The sequence below is a fragment of the Iningainema tapete BLCC-T55 genome, assembly GCF_014698965.1.
GTDB lineage: Bacteria > Cyanobacteriota > Cyanobacteriia > Cyanobacteriales > Nostocaceae > Iningainema > Iningainema tapete.
On record NZ_JACXAE010000061.1, the window covers coordinates 94,973 to 120,962 of the forward strand.

Below are 25,990 nucleotides of genomic sequence, written 5' to 3' on the forward strand. Positions count from 1 at the left end.
ATCAAGGAGAAACTAACTATGCATACCGAATTTACCGAAATTACCAATGAAACTGATTTGATTCCTCTTCAAGCAGATACCAGTCTTCTCGAAGCTCCCCGCAAGTTAACCAATGGCGATCTCAAAACTTTAGAGGAAATTGTTCAGTTCAATCCCCGTTTCTTTGTGCGGCGACGAATTTTCAAAACTGACTCCATGCACTTCAATATCTACTGCATTGAGCCAGGGCAGTCAAACCCTCTGCACAAACATTCAGGAAGTGACGAGATTTGCTACTTTGTCCAAGGTACAGGGGATGTGATTGTGGGTGATGAGATTGCGGCTGTAGGACCTGGAGCTTGCGTTCATATTCCCAAAGATGTGGGACATGAGATCATCAATACTGGAACAGAGAGAATGATTGTGGTGTTGGCTCAGTCTCCCCTACCCTGTGCTCATGAAAAAGTGCCTAACCCACCATCGGAGTTTCGCAGAATCGAGTTAGACGATTAAACTTACGATCTAGCCGTCTTTGACTCAAAACGAAAGGGATGGGCAATACGTCCCATCCCACAAAAAATGCACAGCGAGTGCTGCAAATATGCAACGCCAAAAAGGAGATGCTCCCGTAATACTTTTGATGATAAATTTTTTTTATTAATTTAATATAAAAACAAAATTGCCATTATCAATAAATTATGAATATATTGAAATTAAGTTACTGAAATATATGTATAATATTTCACTCAAATTTCACAAAATCTACTTTTAGATAGAGGTAAAACAAAGTTCAATGAGTTTGAGACGTAGCTTAATCGAATAGTAAAAGACCAGATAGTTAATTCTCATCTAAATCAACTTTAGTTTGAGAAAGAGGTGCTATATCTATGAAGAGTGATAATTTTATATCCTCACCAGTTGGTGAGACAACTGATGTGGAAGTTTGGCTATTCCGGGCTGGGCTAAGATTTGAAGATTTAGGCTCAGATGATGCTAGTACAGCAATTCGTATGCAATGGCGAGAGTACCAAGCTGCTGTGCAAAAATGCTGTGCAATACTGCGCCTACCGCCAGAACGTGTTCAACTTTGCGGTGTTTATACTAGGCTAAGAATACCTGATAGAAGTAGGCGAGAAAAATGTGCATTTTAGTGTTCTTGTTTCTTGGTTGATTTTATGATTCGTTATTAATTCTAGCTTACTGCTCACTGCACAAACCTAGTTTTACCTCAAGTAAAGAAACAAATAAGTGAGAATCAGGGTAATTACTGTGAGTGGCAAGCCAAATCGCAGGTGTTCCCAAAAGCTTAAGCGATAACCTTGCTTTGCCACTGCCTCTGCTACAATCAAGTTTGCGACTGAACCCAACAGCATCAAGTTACCTGCCAATGTTGAAGCGGCTGCCAAGAGTAGCCAAGTGCGGGTATCGGGATGGGGAATCAAGTGATGCAGCAACAATACAGCAGGAACGTTAGACACCAAGTTGGAAAGCAAAGCAGTTACGCCCAGAATGCGAGAGCGGTGTATCAACGAATCGAGAAAACCATTGCAGCAAGTTGAGCTTCTGCACTCCTTCGGTGAGAATGAATAGCCCAGAGAACATCAGCAGCAAATCCCAGTCAACTTGAGGCAAAATCCGTTCTGGCTTGACTCGTCGCGTCACCAGTAACAATCCGGCGGCAATTAGTGTTGCCTGTGCCGTAGGAATACCTACTAAGAATGCCACCAAAAGTCCGACTGTGATGAGCAAGCTTTTGAGCAGCAAGGGTTTGAACACTCGATAGCGCCTTGGTTTTGCCTTGAAGCTGGCTTGGAGGGAACGCACTTCTGGATACAGCCACCATAGTAAACCAATTTGAATTAAAAGACTCACAACTGCCAAAGGGGTGAGAGCAAGAGCAAACTCCAAGTAGCCAATGCCAGAGAAGGAACCGATGAGGATGTTTTGCGGATTGCCGCTCAAGGTTGCTACTGAACCGAGATTAGTTGCGCCAGCTAGTGCCAAAATTTATTATTTATTTGTGTAATTAAATCTGTCTAACTACTTAACCCAATTTTGGGTTGGACGAGCTTACTTCGCAATGGTAAATTGGATGCACCCAAAACCGCTTATGCCATCGAAACTATTGAACGCAATGCCAAGCTACAGGTGCAATTAATTGAGGATTTGCTCGATATCTCTCGCATTCTACGCGGCAAACTGAGTTTGAATGTTCTGCCCGTTGATCTGAGTGTAGTGATAAGAACTGCTTTAGAAACCGTTCGATTAGCAGCAGAAGCTAAGTCACTGCAAATTCAGACGACACTTTCACCAAAGGTTGTCATCATTAGCGCATCGGAATGCCTCAGATGGATGGCTATATGCTGATGCGACAAATTCGGGCAATGGTACAAGGTAAGCAGCTTCCAGCAGTTGCCCTCACTGCCTATGCTGGGGAGAGCGATCGGCATCAGGCATTAGCAGCCGGATTTCAACAGCATGTTTCTAAACCAATCGACCCAGAAATACTTGTTCCGGCGATCGTGAGTTTAATTAGATGGTGAATTAATTTATATTACTATTTTATCAGTTTTTCTAACTATTTGTGTCATTTTGAAATCTTCCTTAGGTTTTATTCTTAAATTAAAATGCGTCACGCCTAATGCAGATTAAGGTATGATCTTTGTTGTTTCCCTTTCCTAATTAATGAGATTGTCTTGAGATGAAGCTTTCAAATGCTCTTTTAGCTATGGCAGTATTGATAGCCTCTTTCGGTATTACTGTTACTGCCATAGCAGACACAGTGAATGCCCGTTGCGATGTGTATCCAAAAGGCGAGGATCGCGCTACCTCTTCGAGTTCCTGTACCTTTTCGCAACGGCAGGGTGTGGTTTCCATTCAACTGCAAAATGGTAGACGCTATAACCTACGCCCTGTGGGTGGTCAACCCGGCAATTACCGCGATCAGAATGGTCGTGCTGCCTATCGGCAGTCTGGACTGGGTGACAGGGGGCAAATTTATCGCCTCGCCAATGAATCGATCTATGTCTACTGGGATAAAGCTCCCTATGGACAAACTTCAGGCGATCGCAACAGCGGCAATTCTGGCTATGCTCGTCAGCCTGATGCTGGTACTATCGTTTCTCGCCTGCAGGATCTGGTGGGGGCAAGGGCAGGACAAGCAGAAAAACAGATCAAACAACGGGGATATCAATTCGTCAAGACTTCTGCTTCAGGCGATTCTGTTTATAGCTATTGGCTGGAAGGCAAAACCAACTACTGTGTGACGATTCTAACGGAGCAAGGGCGCTACCAGTCGATCGTCTACACTGGAGGATCTGAAGATTGTCAGAGGTAGTTGCTATCTGACCAAGACGGATTAACCAACTATAGGGAGCTGGCTTATGAAGTGGGCAATATCCACTCTTTGAGTTATTACCACTCTAATCAAGCGGGTGCTTAGTAGTAACTGAAGAATTACGAAGCGGTGAAGTCTGATCGCATTTTCAAAACTCGTCGCATTCAACATACAAATCGGCGCACCTCAGTAGTGATCGTCAAAGCCCAAAACGAACTTGCAATTCGTAAATGGAGGGTAAAGCAATCTGGGCAATCTGTGGAGACCGATTCATTGGTCGCCTTTTGGCGAAACGAACTTGTGCGATTGCGAGGTTAGTGTATTAGAGTGACATGCTGAAGACGGATAAGTTTTTTGTGTTTATGTTTCTATTCCATCGATTCCGCCAAATAATCATTCGGTTTGTGCCGCTCTGTTTGACGACGATCTTGCTGGTGCTTGGCTCTTGTGCGATCGCCCAGAGCCAACTGCCCTTACTATCAGCCAATGCTGCCAATGATTCCCTTCATCCTCCATCTACAGTCAACCGCTATGGGGAGTATGAAACGGCTCCAATCCAATCGCCGCTGGATAACAATAAATTGTTTGATGTCACTTCTCCCACAATTTTTAATCGCGATAAAGTCCCGGACGGGAAACTCCCGGTTGAAGTTCGGGCAAAAGAGGTGAATGAGCGGTTGTGGAGGATTTTCAAACGAACCATCAGTGCTCAACAGACGCCAACTGTCACTGTCGCCACCTTGAATAACCGACCCGTCCTGGAAATTCGTAATGATAAATCTACCCTTCCAATTCGCGTGGTAACCGTAACAGAACCAGATGCCGACTTTAATGGCAAAACTCTGGACAAATTAGCCCAGGAATGGCAAAAGATTCTTCAAGATGAAATGGTTCGGTTCAAACAGTTGACTGCACAGAAAGTCATTGCCCAGCGTGTGGTACAGGCATTTCAAATCTTGCTGAGCTTGTTGATTGCCAGCCCTACGATCTGGTTTCTGAGACGAATGTTGACCCGTAGACAACAAATCCTAGAAGCCCGTTATCAACAGCAACTAGCGGTACTTGCAGAAGCGGAAAAAGCACAGAAATCCGAAGCAATTGCCTCATCAGAAACTACGGAAGGAGAAGAAATGAAAGCAAGAGAAATTGCGGATTTGCGAGCGCAATTTTTGACAACTTTCCAACACCAATTTAGTCTGAAGCGTCAATTAGACATTGACAAATTTCTCCAATGGGCACTGTTCTGGATTTTCATTTTGATGTGGTACATCGGCATTGCTCGCATCATGTCCACAGTCCCCCTATTGATGCAATGGAGCCTTTACGTATGGGCAACACCACTCGCGTTGATTGCAATTTGGTTTGGCATTAGTTTAGCGATCCGCATCAGCAAAAGTTTGATTGATCGCTTAATGCATTCCTGGAAAGCCAATCCCCTCCTCTCGTTCGGAGAAGTACAACGAATTGCTCTGAGAAGTACAACGATCGCGTCCGCTTTAAAGGGATTCGTTAGTTTTGTTTTGGTGATAGTAGGAATTATTTGGACTCTCAGTTTATTCAATGTTCCAACCAGTTCAATTTTCGCGGGAGGGGCGATCCAATTGAAAAATTTACGTTAGATCTAAATTGTATGATGCAACACTTGACATATGAAGTATGTTCGTGATTTTATTTTTGTAAAACATGAAAATTAATAAGCTGGCAATATAACTAAAAATTAAAGCTAACAATATGACTAAAAATAAATATGACAAATAATAAGCAATTTCCCATCTCCCGCACCTTAGCTAGCAGTATCCTTCTAGTTCTAGGGATCGAGACTATATCCTGTACCATCTCTTTAGGTAATCAGTCCAATAACAACAAAGTTGGTAGTAACAAATCCGAACAAGTTTCTAATGCTGGGTTTCCCATAGGCTTTTCGGTATCCAAAATGGATACCAAGGTAAACCCCAAGCAGGACTTCTATAAGTTTGCAGCAGGCAAATGGCTAGATGCTGCTAAGATTCCTCCTGACCTACTGAGCGTATCAGGATTCGACCTACTGAGCAAACAGGTTTCAAAGCAAATACAGCAGGTAACCCAACAAGCAGCTGCACAAAGTGCTAAGGCTCCAAAAGGAAGTCCATTGCAACAGACTGGCGATTTATATGCTTCTGGCATGGATGTGAAGCGCCTAGAAAGTTTGGGAGTGTCTCCCCTGAAGCCTGTATTTGACCGTGTTGAGGCAATCGATTCGCCGCAAGCGTTAGCTAAAACCGTTGCCGAGATGGAGAAGCTCGGTCAGACGCCCATTTTGGCAGCTTCTATTTCATCGGATATTGAGGACGCAAAAACCAATGCCATCTACATAGCTGGTGGCATTATACACTTACCAACCCAAGAGGATTATTTGAGTCAAAACAGAGCTGCTATCCGTCAAGCTTATTTGGATTATGTAGCCGCTAACTTGGAAATCGCTGGCAGTTCTCCTGTAAAAGCAAAAGCTGACGCCAAGAAGATTTTGGAAATGGAGACTCGTATCGCCAGCAAGCAACTCAGCCCCGTTGAGCGAAGAGATCTCAAAAAGCGATTCAAAAAGATGTCGTTTGCACAGCTTGAGTCTTTGTTGTCAAACTTCGATGTCAAGAGCTATTTTGAGAAGTTGGGATTACCAACGAAAGGAAATGTCATTGTTGTGGATTCTGGTTCATTAGCAGATCTCAACCAAATGCTGAAGGAATACTCAATGGATGACATCAAGACGTATTTGCGCTGGGGTGTTTTAAGTGACAATCAACCCTACTTGACACCGGCGTTTGACAAGCCTGCACTTGTGTTTCTTAAGGCATATTATGGAAACGAATTTGAATTTCCGCCACGTGCTGAGCGCGTGACCCTTCAAATTAAAACAACACTCGGTCATCCCTTGTCCCAACTATATATCAAGGAACATTTTTCTCCAGAAGCCAAACAGAGGGTAGAACAGATGCTGGGGCAAATCAAGACTTTGTTCAAGGAGCGGCTGAAAGCAAACAGCTGGCTCCGCGATGCCACCCGTAAATCAGCACTGGAGAAAATCGACCGCATGGAGATCAAAGTGGGTTTCCCGGAGAAATGGATCGATTATTCGAGTATTGATATTCGCCGGGATGACTATTTTGGCAATATCATGCGAATCAATGAATTTCTTAGCCACCGTAATCTCTCACAGTTAGGCAAACCGTTGACCCATGATGAATTCAACTCACAGGGAACATTGCCCATCGCTGTTAATGCAGCTTACGATCCCACAACAAACGGAATTGAGATTCCAGCCGCGTTTCTACAACCGCCATTTTTCGATCCAAAGAGCGATGCTGCAGTGAATTTTTGCTCTATTGGTGCTGTAATTGGTCATGAAATCACTCACGGCTTTGACAGTCAAGGGCGGCTCTTCAATGCTCAAGGCAATCTCCAGAATTGGTGGACTAATGAAGATGCTACTAAGTTCTCAGCGCAGACAGAGAAACTGGTGAAACAAGCAGATGCTTTTCAAGTACTTCCGGGGGTGAAATTGAACGGAAAGCTCTCGGTAGGGGAGAATCTTGCTGATATCGGTGGGATTAGCTTAGCTTATGAGGCGCTAGGGCAGTATTTGAAGAAAAATCCCCAAGCTAATCAAAAGATTGATGGCTACACACCACAACAGCGTTGCTTTATTGCCTGGGCTCAGCTATGGGCTGAGAAGGCTAATGAAAGCGCTATTCGCCAACTGGCGGCAACCGATCCGCATCCTCCAGGCTCTTATCGTGGCTTTGCTGCTTTACAACATGAAGATGGGTTTTTCAAGACCTTTGCTATCAAACCCGGCGATCCCATGTGGCTGGATAAGAAAGACCGCGTAAAATTATGGTAGAAATACAAGAGCAAAGGTCCAAGGCTACGCTCATCTTTATGCGGAGTTTGACGTTCTCTTGATGCTTGTGGAGGATTTATTGAGAGGAAAGTCTTCATTACCCAACAATACCTTCACAATCATCTAAAACATTAAATTTTGATAGTTTTTAATACAAGTAAATGGCTCCTGTTTTTTGAAAATGAGTATGTATTTGAAGGATAGTAACAGTGAAAAAAATCATTCTTATTAGTTTATTAACTATAACTACCGCTCCATCTTTGTTATTTTTCAATGAAACCGCTTTCGGTCGTGAAAGAAATCGACATCGTTCCCATCAAGAACATCGTGAGCAAATGGTAGAAACTGAATGCCATCCCGTAACGGAACCATACGTTTCTGAGGACGCTGCCAATCATCCTGGTGCTTATTCCGATGGTTATCGTCAAGGAACTGCTAGTGCTCAACGAGGAGAGTCATTTAAACCACGTACCGCAGGTGGAGAATTTGCACGCGGTTTTAGAGATGGTTACTACGGTAAGAGATTTGCTGGTCAGGAAAATGAAGTTCCCGACCGTGTTCAATATCGAACTGTAACCAAGTGTTCTACACGTAATATCCAATATAGAGATTACTAGAAAATCATTAATGAAATTGAAAATTGTAGTTTTAGCGGTATTAATAGCAATGGGTGTAACAGCCCAATCTGAGTTCACTACTGCTCAACAAAGTGAGTTGATTCAGCAAGCACCACAACAACAAAACGATAGACGGGCATCAATCGCTAACATTAATCCTAACAAGCCCATCCGAATTCGTGTTGTGAATCAGTCTAATGTTAGCATCGTAGCTGTACTAGCAGAACCAACATCACGCGAACACAACGTATCGCCTCAGAAGTCTATTACCTTTGGTACACTCCATACCAGCTATCTACCACCACCAGTAGACCTGACGGTATACACCGATGTCAAAGAAATGAATTTACGCACTCGAATCAAGGTTGTAAATAATGAACTAATTGTTACCATTACAGCCAAGCCAGCGACTTATGGTATAACACGTTCTATTTATATAGACCCAAAAGGTGCCATCTATCTCTACTAGTCTTTCTTGATGCAATCAGGGTAAGCTCATCTAATAAAAAAATCATACAATGTTTAAAGCAGCAACTATTACAGTAAGGATGCAAGATTACGTGCATCAAACCTCAGGTAAGCGTTGTCATTAATACTGTGCGGCTACTTTATATAAGCACTGTCGCTAGTGTCATGAAAATGGTAAAAAACAAAAAGCTGTTTCTAACACTATAGAGAAACTACAGTCTCAGCACTCTGACTTCCTGCATTCCGGGGGCGAAGGTTTCTCCTCCTTGCACTAGTTGCAGCGCATAACCTACCGCTTTCTGCACATCTTCGGGAAACTCACGGATATTCTTGCGAGAATCCCCCATCCAGACAAGAGGGCGTAATTACACCTCTGGAATATCCTCACTATCGACCATAATATATAAAATTTCTTATAAAAACAAGTTAGTACCATAGCTGTGGGATAACAGATTATTTGTCGTCTTAACACATTATTGTCGCTCTAAAGTAAAATTTGCGTTTGCACTCGTCAGATCAAGAATTAGGTCATATTGGTCACGAATCAATATATTCCAGTTTTCGTTTCTATCTTCAAAAGCATGGTGATGGATGCTGTTAGGATTACCGGAAACTGGCTCCATAGTTACTCCGCCTGAGCCGTGCTCAACCAATTTAATAGTAATCACATCACTGCTGGGCATTTCAAACTGTACTGTTTCGGAAGCCATAAAATATCTCAATAAATTTACGGTTTAGCTATATATTAATTATTACATTATATATTGTGTAGATTAAACAGTAGAGAAACAGTAAAGCTTTAATAAAGTTTTGTACATAACCACTTAAGCAAAATTTTGACATGTCGCTTACCAGATATCACATTAGCCACTGACTACTGGGGTGAGCGCTCAACACCACGAGAGCGATCGTCGTCATCTTTGAAATATCTGATAAATTTTTATATGTTAAGTATCAGAAAAAAGAGGGTTTTCAATGTCAACCCACGCTTTTGCTTGACGGATGACGGCTTGGGTTAAGATGGAAGGGCTAGCAGCCTATTCTATATGAGTGAAACTGTCTACGTTGAAACAATATCTTAGGTTACCTCACAGCTAGATCGACCAAAAATCTGATCCTAGCTGCAAATATTGAAGTGACAAATCCGTTCTGGCTTGACTCGTCGCGTCACTAGTAACAATCCTGCGGCAATTGGCGTTGCTTGTGCCGTAGGAATACCGACTAAAAATGCCACCAACAGTCCGGCTGTGATGAGCAAGCTTTTGATTAGCAAGGGTTTAAACACTCGATAGCGCTTTGGGTTTGCCTTGAAGCTGGCTTGTAAGGAACGTACTTCTGGATACAGCCACCATAGCAAACCAATTTGAATTAAAAGACTCACAACTGCCAAAGGCGTGAGGGCAACAGCAAACTCCAAGTAGCCAATGCCAGAAAAGGAACCGATGAGGATGTTTTGCGGATTGCCGCTCAAGGTTGCTACTGAACCGAGATTAGTTGCGCCAGCTAGTGCCAGCAGGTAAGGAATCAGTACAATAACAAGATATTGCAGAATTCTCATTTATCTATATTTTTACCATGCCAATTCTGCCAGCCGCTACAATTAAGTTCATGATTTAGATTGCAAAATCAACTCATAAACGTAAATGAAACTTACTAAACACCTTGGTCGCCTACCGCAAATTATACTAGCGCCTATGGATTTTTTATGTCAAAAAAGTTACTAAATGCTAAATCTTTCCAGGCTGGTTTTTTAGCTTTGACGATTAGTTTATTTGGGTGTAAGAATCTAAGTAATGTAGCAAACACTTCTACCACAGTTACTTCTGCTCAAATCAATAATAATCTCCCTATAGTCGTAGTAACGACCAGTGTACTATGTGATTTAACTAGACAGGTAGCCGGAGAGACTATTAATCTTACCTGCTTAATTCCCCCCGATCGCAACCCCTATCTTTATCAACCAAAGCCAGAAGACAGTGCAGCGATTGAGCAAGCTAAACTTATCCTTTATAGTGGGTATAATCTTGAACCAAGGGTATTTAAATTAATTAAGGCGAGTAAAAATAATGTGCCTAAAATCGCCGTTGGTCAACGTGCAGTTCCTAAGCCCATACCTTTAAACGATTATGGTAACATACCAGCAGATCCTTATGTTTGGCACAATGCTAAAAACGGGATCAGGATGGTAGAGGTAATTAATACTAATTTGGGTAGACTACTACCTAAAAATGCTTCTCTATATAATAGTAACGCGCAAAAACTCAAAAATGAACTAACTCAATTAGATACTTGGATTAAGTCACGAATTGCGAGCATTCCCGCTGATGAACGTCAGTTAGTTACGACTCGTGATACAATGAGTTACTATGTTCAAGCTTACGGTCTTTCTTATGCTAGCGCCTTAAAAGGTATCAGCAGTGGAGGAGCTTCTGCGGCAGGTGTAAAAACACTGGTTCAAGGCATTCAAAAAACTAGCGTACCCAAAATTTTTACAGAAACCACAGCTAACCCTAATTTAGTCAAAGCGATCGCTCAACAAGCTAGAGTCAAAGTTTCCGAAAGACGACTATTTGCTGACGATTTAGGTGCGTCAGGAAGCGAGGGAGACACTTACCAAAAAATGATGGTTGCCAATACTCGCACAATTGTGGAAGGGTTGGGTGGTACATATTTGATTTTTCGCCCAAAAGTAACGAAGTAGCGAGAAATCAGAAGCCCGACTTCTTCAAGAAGTCGGGCTTCTAAGGATGGACTTCTCTTGATTTAGTTCATGTTCCTTCTAACGCCAGCAAATGTTCAGGAAAATGACGCCTGTCACCTAGTACTTCCAGTAAAGGACCATGTTCACCAAACTTAACAATACTTAAAGAGGCAGCCAGGATACTGATGCGATCGCGATAACGTCCCAAGTCGATACCGAGAAGGCTACATAAAATAATTCGCAGCGTTGCTTTATGAGAAACTACTAAAACATTACCCGTCGTGTGCTTTTGTTCAATTTCTGCAATTACTAGCATAGCACGACTAGCGATTTGTACAGATGTTTCTCCGCCGGTGGGGGGATTCCAAGCAGGCTCTGTTAACCAGCGGATATAATCTTCCGCGTAATGCTGTTTTACATACTCCTGAGTTTTATCTTCCCACTCACCATACCTAATTTCCTTCAACCCATCTCGCAATTGCATCTCCATGCCTGTAGCATCACATAAAGGCTTAGCAGTGGCGATCGTCCTTTTCATTGGACTAGAATATATTGCTGTCCAGGGTATGGAACTGTAGGCATCTGCAAAAGATGAAGCCATCTGAGTTCCTTCTGGTGTTAATTCTGGATCTAAATCACCACAGTAACCACCCGTGCGACTATAAAATGTTTCTCCATGCCTTAGTAGATATAGCCTTAAACTCATAAAATTTCCAAATTTTCTTCCAATTTTACAGTTTTTCTTGTTTAACTTTAATAGAAACTATGGTGTTTTCAATTTAAAATATTTTTGCCATTACCATAATTACTTTCTTTTGTCTCTTTAAATTTAAATTAAAAATACTTTAAATCTTTATTAATGAGACATCAAGAAAGATACCCGACTTCTTTAAGAAGTCGGGTATCTAGTAATATTAACGTAGTGTAAAGTACAGCCCGTGTTTTTTATTAGGATTAATAATCATGGCTAAGGTAAAACAAAGCGAAGCAAAAATTAATTTAAACGATCCACAATATTATCACAACCAAGAACTAAGTTGGTTAGAATTCAACAACAGGGTACTACATGAAGCGCTAGATCAAAGAACACCATTGTTGGAGCGTTTGAAATTTACAGCAATTTTTAGTTCCAACTTAGATGAGTTTTTCATGGTGAGAGTTTCGGGAATTTTAGAACTATTAGAAGCACAGGCTAGCAAATTAAGTCCAGATGGACGTACGCCAGAGGAAAGATTAGATGCGATCGCTAAATTCCTTCATCCGGTAGTTACTAAACAGCATCGTTACTTTGAGCAAGAATTAACTCCTCAATTAGCAAAGCACGGCATTCATCTGCTCAAATATAGTAATCTAAATCAAGAGCAACGCTTTTATTTACAAACATACTTTAAAGAGCGTGTTTTTCCTGTAATCACACCCTTGGCAATTGACACAGCACATCCATTTCCCCGCATGTCAAATTTGAGCTTGAACTTAGCTGTAGAAGTTCAAGATCCGGAAACCAAGGTAGAAAGGTTTGCGAGAGTGAAAGTGCCAAACATTCTACCACGATTTGTTGCCTTCCCAAAAGAGTTACTTTCTCAAGATGGAACTTGCGTTTGGGCAGGCGTAGCGTTGGAGGAAGTGATAGCTAACAATCTGGAGTTGTTATTTCCTGGGATGAAAATCTTAGGGTATCACATGTTTAGGATTACACGGGATGCTGATTTTCCTGTGCAGGAGGATGCAACAGATGATCTTATGGTAGCGATGCAACAGGAAATTCGCAAAAGACGTATTGATGGTTTTGTAGTGCGTCTAGAAATTCAAGCATCTACTCCAACTTATATTCGTGAAAGGCTGATAGAAGAATTAGAAGTGAAACCGCAACAGATATATGAAGTAGAAGGGTTAATGAACTTGAATGATTTAATGTCTTTTATGGCATTACCTTTAGAAGAACTCAAAGATAAACCTTGGACTCCGGTAATACCTCCTCGTTTAAAATGGGTTGGCGATGTTGATCCTCAAAATACCTCTTTAGTAGAAGTAGGAAAAGACTTTTTTGCAGAAATTCGGCATAAGGATATGCTCATACACCATCCTTATGAATCTTTCAACGCCACAGTACAGCAGTTTATCATTCAAGCCGCTAACGATCCAGATGTACTGGCGATTAAAATGACACTGTACCGTACCTCTGGAGATTCTCCAATTGTTCAAGCTTTGATGAGTGCAGCTGAGAATGAAAAGCAAGTTGTGGCTTTAGTAGAACTAAAAGCCCGCTTTGACGAAGAAAATAATATGAACTGGGCACGCAAGTTAGAAAATGTTGGTGTACATGTGGTGTATGGTGTGGTGGGTTTGAAAACTCACACTAAAATTGTACTGGTAGTAAGATCTGAAGGCTCGCGCATTCGTCGTTATGTTCACATTGGTACAGGTAACTACAATCCCAAAACTGCTAGACTCTATACTGATTTGGGGCTATTGAGTTGCCAAGAAGATTTAGGCGCTGACTTAACTGATTTATTTAACTACCTCACAGGATTTTCACGACAACAGTCTTACCGCAAACTGTTAGTTGCACCACTGACATTGCGCGATCGCATGTTAGCTTTAATCTATAGAGAAATTGAACATTGCCGCAAAGGACACACTGGTCGAATCATTGCTAAAATGAACTCGCTAGTCGATCCACAAATCATTACTGCCTTGTACGAAGCCTCTGTTGCTGGCGTACAAATTGACTTAATTGTACGCGGTATGTGTTCTCTACGTCCTGGGCTAGAAGGAGTAAGTGAAAATATCCGGGTAATTAGCATTATTGGACGTTTCTTAGAACACTCCCGTATTTTCTACTTCCATAACAACGGGCATGAAGAATTTTATATTGGTAGCGCCGACTGGATGCCCCGTAACTTAGATAGAAGGGTAGAAGCAGTTACACCAGTAGAAGATCCCGACATCGCTCAACAGCTCAAAGAAATCCTAGAGATTATGCTAGCAGACAATCGCCAAGCATGGGATCTACACTTAGATGGTAAATATATCCAACGTCACCCCCATTCCGGCGAAGAGGAAAGAAGCTCCCAGAATATTTTGATGCAGAAGGCGCTTCAACAATAATGAAATGAAACCACAGATTAACACAGATGGACACAAATAAATAATCTGTGTTAATCTGTGTCCATCTGTGGTTCTAAAAATCTTTATTCTTCATCCATATTATCCTCGTATTCGTCTTTGGGACGTTCTTGCCTTAACTGATTTAATAGCGTTAGTACTTTAGTACCGCGTTCGATAGAACGATCCTCGATAAACACAACTTCTGGTGTGCGACGCAGGCGCATTCGCGCACCTAGTTCGCTGCGAACATAACCTGTTGCCGATTTTAAACCAGCCATTGTTTCTTTTTTTGCTTCTTCTGTACCATAAATGCTGACGTATATTTTGGCGTGTTGTAAATCTCCAGAAACGTCAACATCAGTAACACTCACCATTCCTGTACCCACACGATCATCTTTGATGCCGTTGAGTAACATTTGGCTAACTTCCCGTTTAATTAATTCTGACACGCGGGAAACGCGGCGACTTGTAGCCATAAAATTTTGCCTCCTCACAGAGGTTGTCACAACCGATACTACCACGCTTTAAAGACGTAGCTTTACTTTTAAATTGTACTCAAGCCCAGCATTGCTCGTAGGGTGAGAGTAAGAAAGACAAAACCTCCAACTATTAAGCCTAGTAGCGCGATCGCTGTCACTGGGCGTTGAAAAAGCTGTCTCAATGATTCCACTACACTTAACAATACACCTAAGAGGGTGGTGACAAAATAACGAATGTAGCGAAGAACGTTAATCCAAAATCCTTCAAACATTTTAATTTACATTGCCTTGTTATAAACGATACATTTATTTTTTGTCTTTGTTTAACCTAATTGTAATCTATATTAGTCCTTCCGTGGAATTGGTTAAAATATTAATTCCCCCGACAGGGGGAATTAAGAAATAATATGGGGTTAAAGGTTACGGGGGCAATCATCAATTTAGTATTTACAAGCAGGATACAGCCCGAAAGATTTAGTGATATTGTGCCGTGATGCAGGTAACTATAACTTCAGCCCACTTGGGCTTCTGTGTTATTGTTGCGGATAGCCCACGCTAATTCTAAAAGTTGAGTCCAACGCTTTTGCAACTGTTTGGGAGTGCATTTAAGTGATTTAGCAATTGCTTGATCGCTATGTAGTTCTGTTTTTAGTTGCAAGATTTGGCGTTGTTGTTCAGAAAGTTGAGCGACAAATTTTTCCCACTGTTGAGAGGATAACCCCAACTTGTGTTCAATTCCTGCTCCCAACCATTGGTGCACTAACTGCCACTGGTGCTGTTTGGCGAACTTTTCTACGTGGTATTTAAAACGTTGTTGTAGATAGTCGCGCTGGCGGCTAGTTAAACCGAGTATGCGATCAATTTCAGGTGCTGTGAGATCTTGGAGTTTTAAGGCTAGGTAATCTACACAGTCGTTTTGACCTTGAGCTTCTAGGTATTTTACTAGTTCCGCAATCACGCGATCGCGTTCACCATCTTCGACTATATCAGAATTCGATTGGGCAATCATTTGCGATCGCACTTGTTGCACAGCAAAATTGCGTTGAAAAGATTCGCCTTCTTCGCTTTTAGCCGATTCAACTGCCTGCTCAATATCAACGGTTGTTTCTTGGGGCTGACGGCGAGCAAAACCTTGCGCACGTAGTATGATCAACTGTTGATTTGTACCATTCGGTAAACTGATGCGACGCTTAGCATATTGCTCAGTAAAAGCCATATACTCTGCTAATTCTAGACTAGTGCGTGGGCTGTAATTTTCCGGTAGTTCATTTTCCCGCCGGAAAGCCTTGATTGCTTCTAGATAAAATGCTTGTAAGAAGTCTTCAATGAGATTATAACGGGCATCAAATGACAGCTCACTGCCTGCCGGAGCAACGTGGCGATAAACAATAGCACCTAATTGACTATGTAATTCTACGCGACTTTGACGTGAACCCAGTTGGTAGTAACGCAAGCATTTTTGTAAACGATGCTTTGCCAAAGTTACCTGCCAAGATTTAATTTCCCCTGATGATTGAATACGGTAACTTTTATTACAAATGCGTTCTACTTCTATCGCTATACGTTTTGCTACATCCTGTACATACTTAGGTGCGGCTTTCACCTGAGCTTGCATTTCTTTATATAGCAGCTCAATTAAAGCGTTAGTATTAGTGGATTGTAATTCTGTGATGGAATCATGGTGGTTTAAAGCGGGTGAATTGGCGAGGTTTGCTTTCATGACTTTTCTCGAGTAAGTATGCACCGACAAGACAAAAACAGCACTGCTGAGGTAACTCTCAGAAAAGCTCTTGAGATGCAATCAATCAAGAGTCGGTGTCAGTACTTTTCACTTATATGACTGTTATCGAGTAAGTATGCACTGCCACACAAAAACATTTCTATCAAGCTTACCTAACTTGAGCTAACTCTTGACTACACGTCAAGAGGCGCTACCAGTACGGCTTACATATATAATGTAAAAAATTTATAAAAGTGACAGGGATATAATTGTGTCGGTTTCCATATCATCCACCCAAGATTAAATAAGCACGCTATGCTACTGTTGACTTTAAAACTACTCCAAACCCTTAATACATGGTGATTTACTCTCCTAACTGCTCCTGCTCACTCAACTGTAATCAATATGACAATACTCAAACTGGTGAGTATTGATTCTTTTTTCAGTAATTGACCTGGGAGCTTGTGTAGTTACTATTTTATACCCATGCAGCAGCTTTTTCCCACTCCTTACCCCGCCTAGTAATCATGGGTTGTTCTCCTGTTAAGTCCAAAATAGTAGAAACTTCATATGTGGGTTCCTCGCCAGTATCCACAATTAGATCTACTAAATTGTCCAAACTGTCAAATAGTTCTACCCGTGACAGTGATGGTTCTACTTCCATCTCCATAGAATCGTCATCTGTCTTTTGAGGTAAATGTGCCGAAGTAGAAATAATCGGATTTGCCAAAGCCGTTAACAACGCTTGGCATACAGTATGATTAGGTACTCTAATGCCAGTGGTTTTCCGTTTAGGTTCTTGCACCAGGCGTGGTACCAGTTTAGTTGCCGGCAGCAAAAAAGTAAACGGTCCTGGAACTAAGCGCTTCATCATTCGATAGGCTGTGTCATTTACATAGGCATAAGTCGCTACATTAGATAATGAAGAACACAAAAATGTCAGTGGCTTGTCATTTGCTAGCTGCTTAATTTTTCGCACTCGCTCTACCGCCGACTTGGCATTTAAATCACAACCGATCGCATAAACTGTATCAGTAGGATAAAGCATCACTGCACCACGTTGCAGCGCTGCTTGTATCTCCTCTATACGTCGAACTTGAGGATTATCAGGATGAAGTTGAAAAATTTTTGCCATGAAAAAAAAATGGTAATTTGTCCTTTGTCCTTTGTTCTTTGTCCTTTGTAATACTAATGACTAATCACTAATGACTAAATTATGAATAAAATTGCTTATCTTCAATGTCCAACAGGTATATCTGGTGATATGTGTTTAGGCGCAGTCTTCAGTTTGGGTGTTCCTGTAGAATATTTAGTTGACAAGCTCAACGGATTGGGAATTGAGCTGGAGTACAAGTTAAGCACAGAACTTGTTCACCGTAATGGTCAGCAGGCGACAAAAGCTACTGTAGACTTGACACATAATCACCATCACCATCACCATGAACATAGTCACCATCATGGACGCCATCTTCCCGAAATTGAGCAGATGATTCTCAAAGCTAATTTGCCATCACGGGCAGAAGCTTGGAGTTTGGCGGTATTTCGGCAACTAGCAGTAGCAGAAGGAGCAGTGCATGGCATAGCTCCAGAAAAAGTTCATTTTCATGAAGTCGGTGCTGTGGATGCGATTGTGGATATTGTCGGCACTTGTTTAGGTTTGGATTGGTTGGGTTTGGATAGTGATGATAGAGGAATGCCTTTACTATACTGCTCAGCGCTACCAACAGGAGGAGGAACTGTTCGCGCAGCCCACGGACAAATGGCAGTGCCTGTACCAGCAGTGTTAAAGTTATGGGAGATGCGCGGTTGTCCCGTTTATAGTAACGGGATAGATAAAGAATTGGTAACACCGACAGGAGCAGCGATCGCTACTACTCTTGCCACAGATTTTGGTGCGCCACCACCAATTACAATTAAACAAGTAGGTTTAGGATCTGGTTCGCTCAATCTACCTATTCCTAATATTTTACAGCTTTGGGTGGGTGAAGCAACTTTAAAATCTAGCGATACTAGCCCACAGTTGGAAACTATCTCTGTTCTGGAAACCCAAATTGATGATTTAAGTCCACAAGCGATTGGTTACGTATTCGAGGAATTATTTGCTGCCGGGGCTGTAGATGTTTTCACCCAATCTATTGGCATGAAAAAATCTCGTCCGGGAATTCTGCTGACTGTGATTTGTCATCCAGAGAAATTACCTAACTGTGAAGCTGTTTTATTTAACCAAACTACCACTTTAGGTATTCGCCGCAGCACTCAACAACGTGCTATTTTACACCGATACATTCAACAAGTGGAAACTAAATATGGCGTGGTGGGTGTTAAAGTAGCATGGACAGGACGTGATACTCAAAAAGTGATCACCAACGTGCAGCCAGAATACGAAGATTGTGCGCAATTAGCGCGACAACATCATATTCCTTGGCGGGAAATTCAGCGACTGGCATTACAAAGCTGGTACGCACAAAATCAAAATTGATTTGTAGAGACGCCCCGGTGGGGCGACTCCCGGACAAAATCAAAGTTACACTACATTAACGCACCCTACTGATCAGCGATCGCCATTTCAATTGGTTATGTTAGTCACTAAACAACCTGTATTCAAACGATTTTGGTATCCTGTTATTCCCATTAGTCAGTTATCAGATAGTTCCCCCACAGCTTTTACGCTCTTAGGACAAAAAATAGTCCTTTGGTTAGATGACAGTAAACCAGTTGCTGCCCAAGATCGTTGTTGCCATCGCTCAGCACAGCTATCCAAGGGAAAAGTTGTCAATGGCGAGATCCAATGTCCTTATCATGGTTGGAAATTTAACGCAGCAGGAGCTTGCGTTGACGTGCCACAACAAAAAACTGGTATAATTTCATCAAATTACAAAATATGTACTTACGCCTGTAAAGAACGCTATGGCTATGCGTGGGTATGTTTAGGAGAACCGTTATGTGATATTCCTAACATCGCCGAAGCATCAGATCCCCAATATCGTCTAATTCACGAGTTTTATGAACCGTGGAAGTGCGCTGGGTTGCGAGTGATGGAAAATGAATTTGATACCGCACATCCGACGTTTGTTCATACCACTACCTTTGGTAGCGAAGAAAATCCAATTCCCGATCGCATGGAGTTAGAAGAGCGAGAATGGGGAATAGAATTTTGGACAACCCTGGGAGTAGCAAATCCTGAGTTGCAGCAACAAAACCTGAAATTAGAGCTGTCCAAGATCGTGCGCACAATGCACATGACTTGGTACATGCCCTTCACAGCACAAATACGGATAGCATACCCCAACGGCTTAGTTCATGCGATCGTCAACACAGCAGTACCAATAGATGACTCCACCTCCCAAATAGTTCAATTCTGCCTGCGTAACGACACCGAAGCCGAAACAAAAGCAGAGAATGCGCGAGCCTTTGATCGTGCCGTAACCCTAGAAGACAAAGCTATTCTAGAAACAACAGACTACGACGTACCGCTCGATCTCACCAAAGAACAACACATGATGACCGACAAACCTGGTATAATGATGCGGCGTAAAATATTAGCACTACTCAAAGCTCACGGAGAAGTAGAACAAACAAGTTCATAAAATCAATAAACCCTGTACCAATGACTACTAGTCACATCCGACTCATTGACACCACCACAGGAGACATCTTACCCGCAGCACCAGACGGAACAGTATTGCATTCCAGCACAAATATAGGCTGGAAAGGCATAACAGTGGAATTACATCAAATACCACCACTCGAATTACCCGAACATTATATAGAAGGACACCGCTTACTGGTACATGTTGGTAAACCACTGAACTTTGAGTGGAAAGACGGAAGCCGTTGGCGACAAACATGGTTGAAGCCAGGAGACTTTTGCCTTCAGACTCATGGAGAAATGAATGCACCCAGGTGGCGAGAAAATATAGAATTTTTAGCAATTTCCCTCTCACCACCTTTTGTCAGCAAGATTTTTGAAGATACAGGTACACCAGAAAAAATAATTTTTCAGGAACGACGCGGTGAGTCAGATCCAATTATTGCTAATTTTGGGCAACGCTTCAAGGCAGAGTTAGAAATGGGGAGTTACTGCGGAACACTTTATGGTGAATCAATGGCGCTTGCGTTTGCAATGCATCTGATTGAACAACATAGCCATTGTTACAAAAGCCTCCCTAAACCTCGCGGAAAACTTTCATCGCTGCAACTGCGGCACATCATTGAATACTTACACTATCATCTCACAGAAGAACTTAGTCTGATTGACTTAGCAGCGCAAATCAATCTCAGCGCTTACCACTTCGCACGGTTGTTCAAAAACTCTTTGGGACTTTCTCCCCATCAGTATATGCTACAAAATCGTGTGGAACGCGCTAAGAAACTGATTACCGTATCTGCTCATTCCAACTTAACTGAAATTGGTTTACAAGTTGGGTTCTATGACCAGGCTCATTTTACCAAAGCATTCAAGCGCGTGGTTGGTGTCTCGCCAAAAGCATTCTCCAAGCAGCAAATAGGTTGAGCAAGATTTTACAATTTTCTTCGTGATGTTCCTCTGTATTCTGAAATCAAGGTTAGTCAAGCAGAGGAGAAAGTTATGAAGTTAGGTTATCTTGCTCTACTTAGTGGATTAGTTGTTAGCACCGCAAGCGTAAATCTATACGAAGCACCAGTAGTAACCGCAAGGATAGCAGCAGGGATGGAGATGCAAACTGCGCAAAAGTCTCAGGTGACAACAAAAAGAGTCGAATTTAGTAGCTTTGGTACAAAAGTTGTAGGAACGCTTTACCTACCTAGCGTTTCTGCGGGTAAAAAGCTTCCTGCTGTTGTTGTTACTGGACCACAAAGCAGTGTCAAGGAGCAAGTTGCTGGACGCTATGCACGTATGTTAGCAGAAAAAGGTGTTATTGCTCTTGCTTACGACCACAGATATTTTGGCGAAAGTGGTGGCGAACCCCGTCAGTTTGAAGATCCACAGCGCAAAGTAGAAGATATTAGTAGTGCAGTTTCTTTCTTATCTACTCTTCCCCAAACTAATCCAAATGCTATTGGTGCTTTAGGAATTTGTTCTGGTGGTGGTTATACTAGTAAAGCGACTGCACAAGATCCAAGAATTAAAGCAATGGTGACAGTAGCTGGTTTTTACCATGATCCAGAAACTTTTCGTACATGGCTTGGTGATGCAGCATACACGAAGCGCATTGAAGATGCAACTAAATCACGGCAAAAGTACGAGAAAACAGGTAAGGTTGATTATATGGTAGCAGTCAGCGAAACTGACTCCAACGTTGCAATGCCTGGGAAGGAAGCATTCGATTATTATGGAACCAAGCGCGGTGGAGTTTCAGGGTGGGCGAATCGATTTGCATTGATGAGTTTTGAACCTTTCTTCCAATTCAATGCTATTGATGCAGGTAAGGAAATTCAGGTTCCCTCACTGGTGATTCATAGTGACAAGGCGCTGACTCCAGATAGTGCAAAACGCTTCTACCAAAGCATCCCGGCAAAGGATAAGTCGATACATTGGATGGTAACTTCTAACCACATTGATTTTTACGATCAGTCTCGGTACGTTGAGGAAGCAACAGACAAGGCTGCTGGTTGGTTTCTGTCTAAACTATAGCGTCGCCCCTAGCATGAAACACACATCTTGTGGGGTGGGCATCCGGAGCGCCCCACATCAATATCATGTAGTTTTAGGAAGTAGAAACTACATATTTATGTATTTTTTTTTACTAATAAAATATATATATAAGTAAAAGTACCAAAAAAGAGACTCTTCGGAAATTTATCACCGAGAGAATCATACCTGATTGAAAAAAGAGTGAAACACGTATGGAAGACAAAGAAATTAACCCTATCTTAGATGAAGTTAATGTAGAAGAATCTGCAAATGTAAACGGAGGTGTTACTACCGCTAACTTCGATATCTCTGGATACTCATTTGTCATTGGTGGTGGTGTAGTGTTTGGTGTACCAGCAGATGAAGCTCGTGACTTAGCTTTCCAACAGGCGCTGTTTGTCTCTTCTACCGCTCCTGGTGGTGGGAACCAATATACTCCCTAAGTAGACATAAAAGTCCTCAATACAGGAACATCGTCCTATGTTCCTGTATTTTTTAGATTAAAGTAAATTGAATTAATGGCAAATAAGGAATGGATAAAATAGACGATTATAATCGACCAAGACTATTTTTATTGAAGGACTGGTTTGATGAGCAACTGTGTGAGAAAATTCGCTCAGAAATTCGCTTATCAACTGATTTACAACCTAGTATCTTGCGTAAAGGTATTTCATTAGAATTAGAGGAAATGCGAAAAACCTATGATATCAACATTTCAGAACCAACACAATTGTTAGTACAATCTCGTTTACTAGAAATTCAGCCGAAGCTAGAGAATTGTTTTGGGTTAAAACTGACAGAGCTACAAATACCAAAGTATTTACTCCAGAAGACAAATGAAACAGAACATCCTAATAATATTAAAAGCTCTCAGGTGTCTATAGTTATATTTTTAAATAATCAAACCGAAAACTTGGACGAAGCCTCCTCTTGTAGAGGTTCCTTAACTTTTGCTAAATTCTTCAGTGATGATTATGCAGATAAATACGATCTTTCTGTACGTGGTGAAACCGGACTGTTTGTTGCTTTTTGTTCCGAGCTTACCCATGTGTTTCAACCTGTTACTCATGGTGAAAGATATATGATTGTAAGCCACTTTGTCTAAAAAGCTAGTAAGTAAGTAGGTAAAATTAAATATAAAATAAATTCTATGTTCGTAGTAAGCGCTCAGAGCGTATGTTATAAGGGCTTCAGCCCTTACTACAAACTTTTATTTATTTACGCCTACTTACTTAATTTATTTCAAAATCTTATTTTCAGTTTACCTTACTTAGCTTTTATTTATAAAAGATATCTTTCCCATGAACAAAGCAACTTTAGCTGATTCTCTACAAATTATTTTTCCCTACATTTCTTCTAAAATTGCTACACCGACAACATTATCTCGGCTACAAACAGTGGCAAAGTCTTTAGCACCTATTCCGCAAGTTGGCTTTGAAGTCCGTTTAGGTGAAGAGAATACCCAGATTGACTTACAGCAAAAAATTTCTTCTCAAAATAATGAACCAAAAATTTTAGCCGAACATATTGCTGTCGCTTTATCTCATCAGGAATTTAAGCACCCAGCCTGGAGCCGTATTCAGAAATTATGTGAAGTTTGGAGCGATCGCAATTCCTGTCTTCATAATGCAATCACTGAAATTTGGCTAGAGTTCGATATCAATGAATCAACAAATCAACTGCTCATTCCTTCTATTTTTATTGGTTTTAGTCAGGATTTAAACAATTCAGAACAAGCATTTACTATAACTAAATATACCATAGAGTTGCTCTGGGGACAACCAATTTCTGATTCCTTATATAGTAATTTAGAGCGTTGCTTTACTGTTTGCACAACACCTACTCGTATCAGTCATATAGGTGTAATGTTATCGCGTCAGATAGAAGCTTTACGAATTAACGTCAGTTGTTTGTCTCCTGACAAAATTACTTCATATCTACAAACAATTGGTTATCCAGAATCTACCAAAGAAATTGAAATTCTAGTAATGCAGTTGCTAGATATTGTTGATGACGTGAGGCTGTGTTTAGATGTTGGCAGTGGAATTTATCCTAAGGTAGGTTTGGAATGCTCATTTAGACAACAATACGGACTAGAACCCTTGTGGTTTACTTTGTTAGAAGATTTGATAGCCCGTGGATTATGTACACCAGAAAAGCGGGATGCATTACTGAAATGGCCTGGATATGTAAATCCATTTTCTAGCTTACATTCCTGGTCTACTCCGATCACTGCTGAGTCTTTCTCAAAGCCTCTTAGCATTCTTGAGCGTGGATTAAGTCACATCAAAATTACTTACCAACCAGAGCATCCTTTAGAAGCAAAGGCATATCTGGGATTTATACACAAAAATTTAACCAGAAATTCTACTGAAAATAACAACCAAGCTTTAAATCTCACGGCTTCCCAAAGTGAGAATTCAGGCAAATTAGATCAAAGTCGATTGAATCATGCTATTGAAGCTGCAACTCGCTTTCTCATCAGTGCTCGTAATCAAAAAGGCTGGTGGCGAGACTTTTACAGTGATGTGCAGGGAAGGATAAGTGATGAATGGGTTACGGCTTATATCGGTGCTGTTTTAGCTGCATTACCTGACGAACAAGCCAAATTTGCCGCACATCAAGCTTGGGTTTTACTGCTTAATCGTCGTCAACAAGAGCCAGGATGGGGATACAATGCCTTTATACCGCCAGATGCTGACAGTACAGCTTGGACGTTACATCTTGCTAATGCTTTAGGCGAGATGAAATCCCACAGAGTACAAGCCGCTTCTCAATTTATAGCTAAGCATTTTTCCCCAACAGGAGGGATAATCACTTATTCACAAGAACTTGTTCCTCGCGGCTATGCAGCTTCTCAATACATGATTAACCGCTTTACCTCAACAGGAGAGAAACCCAGCAATTTGGCAGAACTGGCACGTGCCTATACCAGTTCAGTATCTGTGAGAGGTTGGTGTGGCATTCACACCTGCGTAACTGCCGCTGTAGCTGGTTTAGAGGAGATTGGAGAAGCTTCCCTTGACTTTTTAAAGAATACTCAGCAAGACAATGGCAGTTGGAAAGCTTATTGGTGGTACGATCACGAGTACGCAACCGCTTTAGCGGCTGAAGCTTTAGCAAAAAATAACTATCGAAGCAATTACCAGCAGGTGGAATTAGCAATTGAATGGGCTGCTGATAGAATTAGCCCTAGTGGAGCAGTTTATTCTCGTCAGTATGCTGGTGATTCTGCTTTTGCCACTGCATGGTGCGTGCGGACACTTGCTTTAGCTCAGGAGCAACATCGTACACTAACTCAGTTACATAAAGCAGTTAACTGGCTACTAGACAATCAAAAAGTAGATGGCTCTTGGCATTCATCCGCTTTGCTTCGGTTGCCTGAATCTGCCGATATCTTAGATCCAGACAATCATCCCAGTCACCCTGTTCCAGATGATCGAAGAGTATTTACCACAGCCACTGTTCTAGCTGCTTTATCCGCAGTTAGGACTCGTTATGTGGTAAGAATCTAATTAAGCATTGGCGATCGCAAGACCCTTTAACCAAATTTTCTCGCCTAAAATTGGTAAGTAAACTATCAATCTTATTTTTATAAGTAAATTCACTGAGAACACTCATTTTCATACCCTGTTAACTTTGACTGGTTCCAATGACTAGATAAGTATCAGGGTATGAAAATTAGCACTCGTAACGCTTTCAAGGGTAAAGTAAAACAAATCGTGCCAGGAGCTGTAAACATGGAGGTAACTTTAGAAGTTGCTCCTGGATTAGACGTGACAGCAATCATGCCAAAATCCTCAGCCCAAGATCTTGACATTTTTGAGGGTCAAATAGCCTATGCCTTGATTAAATCATCTGACGTTTTACTTGCTGTCGATTAAAAAATTAGCGACTTGCTACTTGAAGCTAGTCGCTTAAGCTTGGATCACGACCCTCCTAGCGGCGAGTGACGCCCCAGAGGAGCAACTTTGGTTTTTAAGCACGCGAGCGTGCTTACTACGAACTAAGAGGAATCCCCAGTAGCTACTCTTCCTTCTCAAGAAGCTCCTGGGCTTTGTAGTAAAGGTAAGCTATAGGCAGAAATAAA

Annotated in this window: 26 protein-coding genes and 2 pseudogenes; 19 read left to right on the forward strand and 9 right to left on the reverse strand. The window is 41.6% G+C overall.

The annotated features are described in order from the left end of the window. The first annotated feature begins 18 nt into the window (after positions 1-18). Together ICL16_RS18190 and ICL16_RS18195 are read left to right on the forward strand one after the other, a co-directional pair. Positions 19-492 (forward strand): cupin domain-containing protein, encoded by a 474-nt coding sequence (locus ICL16_RS18190; protein WP_190830304.1) that lies wholly within the window; start codon positions 19-21, stop codon positions 490-492. A 374-nt stretch (positions 493-866) separates the two neighbouring features. Continuing rightward, positions 867-1,130 carry a type III secretion system chaperone family protein gene (locus ICL16_RS18195; RefSeq protein WP_190830306.1) on the forward strand — a complete coding sequence of 88 codons (264 nt, stop codon included), beginning with the start codon at positions 867-869 and terminating at the stop codon, positions 1,128-1,130. Between the two features lie 72 nt (positions 1,131-1,202). Here ICL16_RS18195 and ICL16_RS18200 read toward each other — a convergent pair. After that, positions 1,203-1,986: pseudogene (locus ICL16_RS18200) on the reverse strand (SLC13 family permease); the annotation flags it as partial. 36 nt (positions 1,987-2,022) lie between these two features. On the opposite strand from ICL16_RS18200, the pseudogene ICL16_RS48025 reads away from it, so the two are divergent. The 7 genes and pseudogenes from ICL16_RS48025 to ICL16_RS18230 all read left to right on the forward strand — a co-directional run. Then, positions 2,023-2,292: pseudogene (locus ICL16_RS48025) on the forward strand (histidine kinase dimerization/phospho-acceptor domain-containing protein); the annotation flags it as partial. Between the two features lie 47 nt (positions 2,293-2,339). Continuing rightward, complete coding sequence (locus ICL16_RS48030; RefSeq protein WP_475579359.1) at positions 2,340-2,522, forward strand: response regulator; 183 nt, start codon at positions 2,340-2,342, stop codon at positions 2,520-2,522. A 158-nt stretch (positions 2,523-2,680) separates the two neighbouring features. Continuing rightward, entirely contained in the window at positions 2,681-3,316 is a 636-nt protein-coding gene (locus ICL16_RS18210) for a hypothetical protein (RefSeq protein ID WP_190830308.1), read from the forward strand. Positions 3,317-3,648: 332 nt separating this feature from the next. Then, complete coding sequence (locus ICL16_RS18215; protein ID WP_190830310.1) at positions 3,649-4,935, forward strand: hypothetical protein; 1,287 nt, start codon at positions 3,649-3,651, stop codon at positions 4,933-4,935. Between the two features lie 128 nt (positions 4,936-5,063). After that, positions 5,064-7,193, forward strand: coding sequence for a M13 family metallopeptidase (locus tag ICL16_RS18220; protein ID WP_190830312.1), 2,130 nt, complete (start codon positions 5,064-5,066; stop codon positions 7,191-7,193). A gap of 209 nt (positions 7,194-7,402) precedes the next feature. Further along, complete coding sequence (locus ICL16_RS18225; protein ID WP_190830315.1) at positions 7,403-7,810, forward strand: hypothetical protein; 408 nt, start codon at positions 7,403-7,405, stop codon at positions 7,808-7,810. Between the two features lie 10 nt (positions 7,811-7,820). After that, positions 7,821-8,279 carry a hypothetical protein gene (locus ICL16_RS18230; RefSeq protein WP_190830317.1) on the forward strand — a complete coding sequence of 153 codons (459 nt, stop codon included), beginning with the start codon at positions 7,821-7,823 and terminating at the stop codon, positions 8,277-8,279. Between the two features lie 211 nt (positions 8,280-8,490). On the opposite strand, the gene ICL16_RS46845 is transcribed toward ICL16_RS18230, so the two are convergent. The 3 genes from ICL16_RS46845 to ICL16_RS18245 all read right to left on the reverse strand — a co-directional run bounded on the left by ICL16_RS46845 (position 8,491) and on the right by ICL16_RS18245 (position 9,836). Beyond that, complete coding sequence (locus ICL16_RS46845) at positions 8,491-8,625, reverse strand: hypothetical protein (RefSeq protein WP_273038953.1); 135 nt, start codon at positions 8,623-8,625, stop codon at positions 8,491-8,493. Positions 8,626-8,751: 126 nt separating this feature from the next. Further along, positions 8,752-8,988, reverse strand: a complete 237-nt coding sequence (locus ICL16_RS18240; protein ID WP_190830318.1) for a hypothetical protein — start codon at positions 8,986-8,988, stop codon at positions 8,752-8,754. 407 nt (positions 8,989-9,395) lie between these two features. Then, positions 9,396-9,836: an SLC13 family permease gene (locus ICL16_RS18245; protein ID WP_420485288.1), complete on the reverse strand. Its 441-nt coding sequence runs from the start codon at positions 9,834-9,836 to the stop codon at positions 9,396-9,398. A gap of 147 nt (positions 9,837-9,983) precedes the next feature. Here ICL16_RS18245 and ICL16_RS18250 point away from each other — a divergent pair, with 147 nt between their 5' ends. Beyond that, a complete protein-coding gene (locus ICL16_RS18250) occupies positions 9,984-10,979 on the forward strand; it encodes a metal ABC transporter solute-binding protein, Zn/Mn family (protein WP_190830327.1) in 996 nt (331 codons plus the stop codon). A 67-nt stretch (positions 10,980-11,046) separates the two neighbouring features. Here the strand turns inward: ICL16_RS18250 and ICL16_RS18255 are convergent, their stop codons facing one another. After that, entirely contained in the window at positions 11,047-11,685 is a 639-nt protein-coding gene (locus ICL16_RS18255) for a histidine phosphatase family protein (RefSeq protein WP_190830329.1), read from the reverse strand. Positions 11,686-11,942: 257 nt separating this feature from the next. Here ICL16_RS18255 and ppk1 point away from each other — a divergent pair, with 257 nt between their 5' ends. Beyond that, positions 11,943-14,087 carry a polyphosphate kinase 1 gene (ppk1, locus tag ICL16_RS18260; protein ID WP_190830338.1) on the forward strand — a complete coding sequence of 715 codons (2,145 nt, stop codon included), beginning with the start codon at positions 11,943-11,945 and terminating at the stop codon, positions 14,085-14,087. A gap of 83 nt (positions 14,088-14,170) precedes the next feature. Here ppk1 and rbfA read toward each other — a convergent pair whose 3' ends face one another. From rbfA to ICL16_RS18280, 4 genes are all read right to left on the reverse strand, one after another. Beyond that, complete coding sequence (rbfA, locus tag ICL16_RS18265; RefSeq protein ID WP_190830341.1) at positions 14,171-14,563, reverse strand: 30S ribosome-binding factor RbfA; 393 nt, start codon at positions 14,561-14,563, stop codon at positions 14,171-14,173. A gap of 68 nt (positions 14,564-14,631) precedes the next feature. Further along, positions 14,632-14,838, reverse strand: a complete 207-nt coding sequence (locus tag ICL16_RS18270) for a DUF751 family protein (protein WP_190830344.1) — start codon at positions 14,836-14,838, stop codon at positions 14,632-14,634. A 239-nt stretch (positions 14,839-15,077) separates the two neighbouring features. Beyond that, entirely contained in the window at positions 15,078-16,286 is a 1,209-nt protein-coding gene (locus tag ICL16_RS18275) for a HetZ-related protein (RefSeq protein ID WP_190830346.1), read from the reverse strand. A gap of 478 nt (positions 16,287-16,764) precedes the next feature. Further along, positions 16,765-17,421 carry an L-threonylcarbamoyladenylate synthase gene (locus ICL16_RS18280; protein ID WP_190830348.1) on the reverse strand — a complete coding sequence of 219 codons (657 nt, stop codon included), beginning with the start codon at positions 17,419-17,421 and terminating at the stop codon, positions 16,765-16,767. 81 nt (positions 17,422-17,502) lie between these two features. Between ICL16_RS18280 and larC the strand changes: the two genes are divergently transcribed. From larC to ICL16_RS18320, 8 genes are all read left to right on the forward strand, one after another. Continuing rightward, positions 17,503-18,765, forward strand: coding sequence for a nickel pincer cofactor biosynthesis protein LarC (gene larC / locus ICL16_RS18285; protein WP_190830350.1), 1,263 nt, complete (start codon positions 17,503-17,505; stop codon positions 18,763-18,765). A gap of 97 nt (positions 18,766-18,862) precedes the next feature. Then, entirely contained in the window at positions 18,863-19,873 is a 1,011-nt protein-coding gene (locus tag ICL16_RS18290; RefSeq protein WP_190830352.1) for an aromatic ring-hydroxylating dioxygenase subunit alpha, read from the forward strand. A 20-nt stretch (positions 19,874-19,893) separates the two neighbouring features. Further along, complete coding sequence (locus tag ICL16_RS18295) at positions 19,894-20,799, forward strand: helix-turn-helix domain-containing protein (RefSeq protein ID WP_190830354.1); 906 nt, start codon at positions 19,894-19,896, stop codon at positions 20,797-20,799. Positions 20,800-20,874: 75 nt separating this feature from the next. Continuing rightward, positions 20,875-21,900, forward strand: coding sequence for an alpha/beta hydrolase (locus ICL16_RS18300; RefSeq protein WP_190830356.1), 1,026 nt, complete (start codon positions 20,875-20,877; stop codon positions 21,898-21,900). A 212-nt stretch (positions 21,901-22,112) separates the two neighbouring features. Beyond that, positions 22,113-22,343 (forward strand): hypothetical protein, encoded by a 231-nt coding sequence (locus ICL16_RS18305; protein ID WP_190830358.1) that lies wholly within the window; start codon positions 22,113-22,115, stop codon positions 22,341-22,343. Positions 22,344-22,432: 89 nt separating this feature from the next. Beyond that, entirely contained in the window at positions 22,433-23,005 is a 573-nt protein-coding gene (locus ICL16_RS18310) for a hypothetical protein (protein WP_190830360.1), read from the forward strand. Between the two features lie 196 nt (positions 23,006-23,201). Further along, positions 23,202-25,415 carry a prenyltransferase/squalene oxidase repeat-containing protein gene (locus ICL16_RS18315; protein WP_190830362.1) on the forward strand — a complete coding sequence of 738 codons (2,214 nt, stop codon included), beginning with the start codon at positions 23,202-23,204 and terminating at the stop codon, positions 25,413-25,415. Between the two features lie 159 nt (positions 25,416-25,574). After that, complete coding sequence (locus tag ICL16_RS18320; RefSeq protein WP_190830364.1) at positions 25,575-25,784, forward strand: TOBE domain-containing protein; 210 nt, start codon at positions 25,575-25,577, stop codon at positions 25,782-25,784. The last annotated feature ends 206 nt before the right edge of the window (positions 25,785-25,990 follow it).

Coding starts and splice junctions, on each gene's coding strand:
- ICL16_RS18210 (WP_190830308.1), top strand. CDS start 2,681: ATGAAGCTTTCAAATGCTCTTTTAGCTATGGCAGTATTGATAGCCTCT.
- ICL16_RS18315 (WP_190830362.1), top strand. CDS start 23,202: ATGAACAAAGCAACTTTAGCTGATTCTCTACAAATTATTTTTCCCTAC.
- ICL16_RS18240 (WP_190830318.1), bottom strand. CDS start 8,988: ATGGCTTCCGAAACAGTACAGTTTGAAATGCCCAGCAGTGATGTGATT.
- ICL16_RS18190 (WP_190830304.1), top strand. CDS start 19: ATGCATACCGAATTTACCGAAATTACCAATGAAACTGATTTGATTCCT.
- ICL16_RS48030 (WP_475579359.1), top strand. CDS start 2,340: ATGCTGATGCGACAAATTCGGGCAATGGTACAAGGTAAGCAGCTTCCA.
- ICL16_RS18215 (WP_190830310.1), top strand. CDS start 3,649: ATGCTGAAGACGGATAAGTTTTTTGTGTTTATGTTTCTATTCCATCGA.
- ICL16_RS18255 (WP_190830329.1), bottom strand. CDS start 11,685: ATGAGTTTAAGGCTATATCTACTAAGGCATGGAGAAACATTTTATAGT.
- larC (WP_190830350.1), top strand. CDS start 17,503: ATGAATAAAATTGCTTATCTTCAATGTCCAACAGGTATATCTGGTGAT.
- ICL16_RS18295 (WP_190830354.1), top strand. CDS start 19,894: ATGACTACTAGTCACATCCGACTCATTGACACCACCACAGGAGACATC.
- ICL16_RS18195 (WP_190830306.1), top strand. CDS start 867: ATGAAGAGTGATAATTTTATATCCTCACCAGTTGGTGAGACAACTGAT.
- ICL16_RS18300 (WP_190830356.1), top strand. CDS start 20,875: ATGAAGTTAGGTTATCTTGCTCTACTTAGTGGATTAGTTGTTAGCACC.
- ICL16_RS18290 (WP_190830352.1), top strand. CDS start 18,863: ATGTTAGTCACTAAACAACCTGTATTCAAACGATTTTGGTATCCTGTT.
- ICL16_RS18320 (WP_190830364.1), top strand. CDS start 25,575: ATGAAAATTAGCACTCGTAACGCTTTCAAGGGTAAAGTAAAACAAATC.
- ICL16_RS18245 (WP_420485288.1), bottom strand. CDS start 9,836: ATGAGAATTCTGCAATATCTTGTTATTGTACTGATTCCTTACCTGCTG.
- ICL16_RS18250 (WP_190830327.1), top strand. CDS start 9,984: ATGTCAAAAAAGTTACTAAATGCTAAATCTTTCCAGGCTGGTTTTTTA.
- ICL16_RS18220 (WP_190830312.1), top strand. CDS start 5,064: ATGACAAATAATAAGCAATTTCCCATCTCCCGCACCTTAGCTAGCAGT.
- ppk1 (WP_190830338.1), top strand. CDS start 11,943: ATGGCTAAGGTAAAACAAAGCGAAGCAAAAATTAATTTAAACGATCCA.
- ICL16_RS18270 (WP_190830344.1), bottom strand. CDS start 14,838: ATGTTTGAAGGATTTTGGATTAACGTTCTTCGCTACATTCGTTATTTT.
- ICL16_RS18305 (WP_190830358.1), top strand. CDS start 22,113: ATGGAAGACAAAGAAATTAACCCTATCTTAGATGAAGTTAATGTAGAA.
- ICL16_RS46845 (WP_273038953.1), bottom strand. CDS start 8,625: ATGGGGGATTCTCGCAAGAATATCCGTGAGTTTCCCGAAGATGTGCAG.
- ICL16_RS18280 (WP_190830348.1), bottom strand. CDS start 17,421: ATGGCAAAAATTTTTCAACTTCATCCTGATAATCCTCAAGTTCGACGT.
- ICL16_RS18275 (WP_190830346.1), bottom strand. CDS start 16,286: ATGAAAGCAAACCTCGCCAATTCACCCGCTTTAAACCACCATGATTCC.
- ICL16_RS18310 (WP_190830360.1), top strand. CDS start 22,433: ATGGATAAAATAGACGATTATAATCGACCAAGACTATTTTTATTGAAG.
- ICL16_RS18230 (WP_190830317.1), top strand. CDS start 7,821: ATGAAATTGAAAATTGTAGTTTTAGCGGTATTAATAGCAATGGGTGTA.
- rbfA (WP_190830341.1), bottom strand. CDS start 14,563: ATGGCTACAAGTCGCCGCGTTTCCCGCGTGTCAGAATTAATTAAACGG.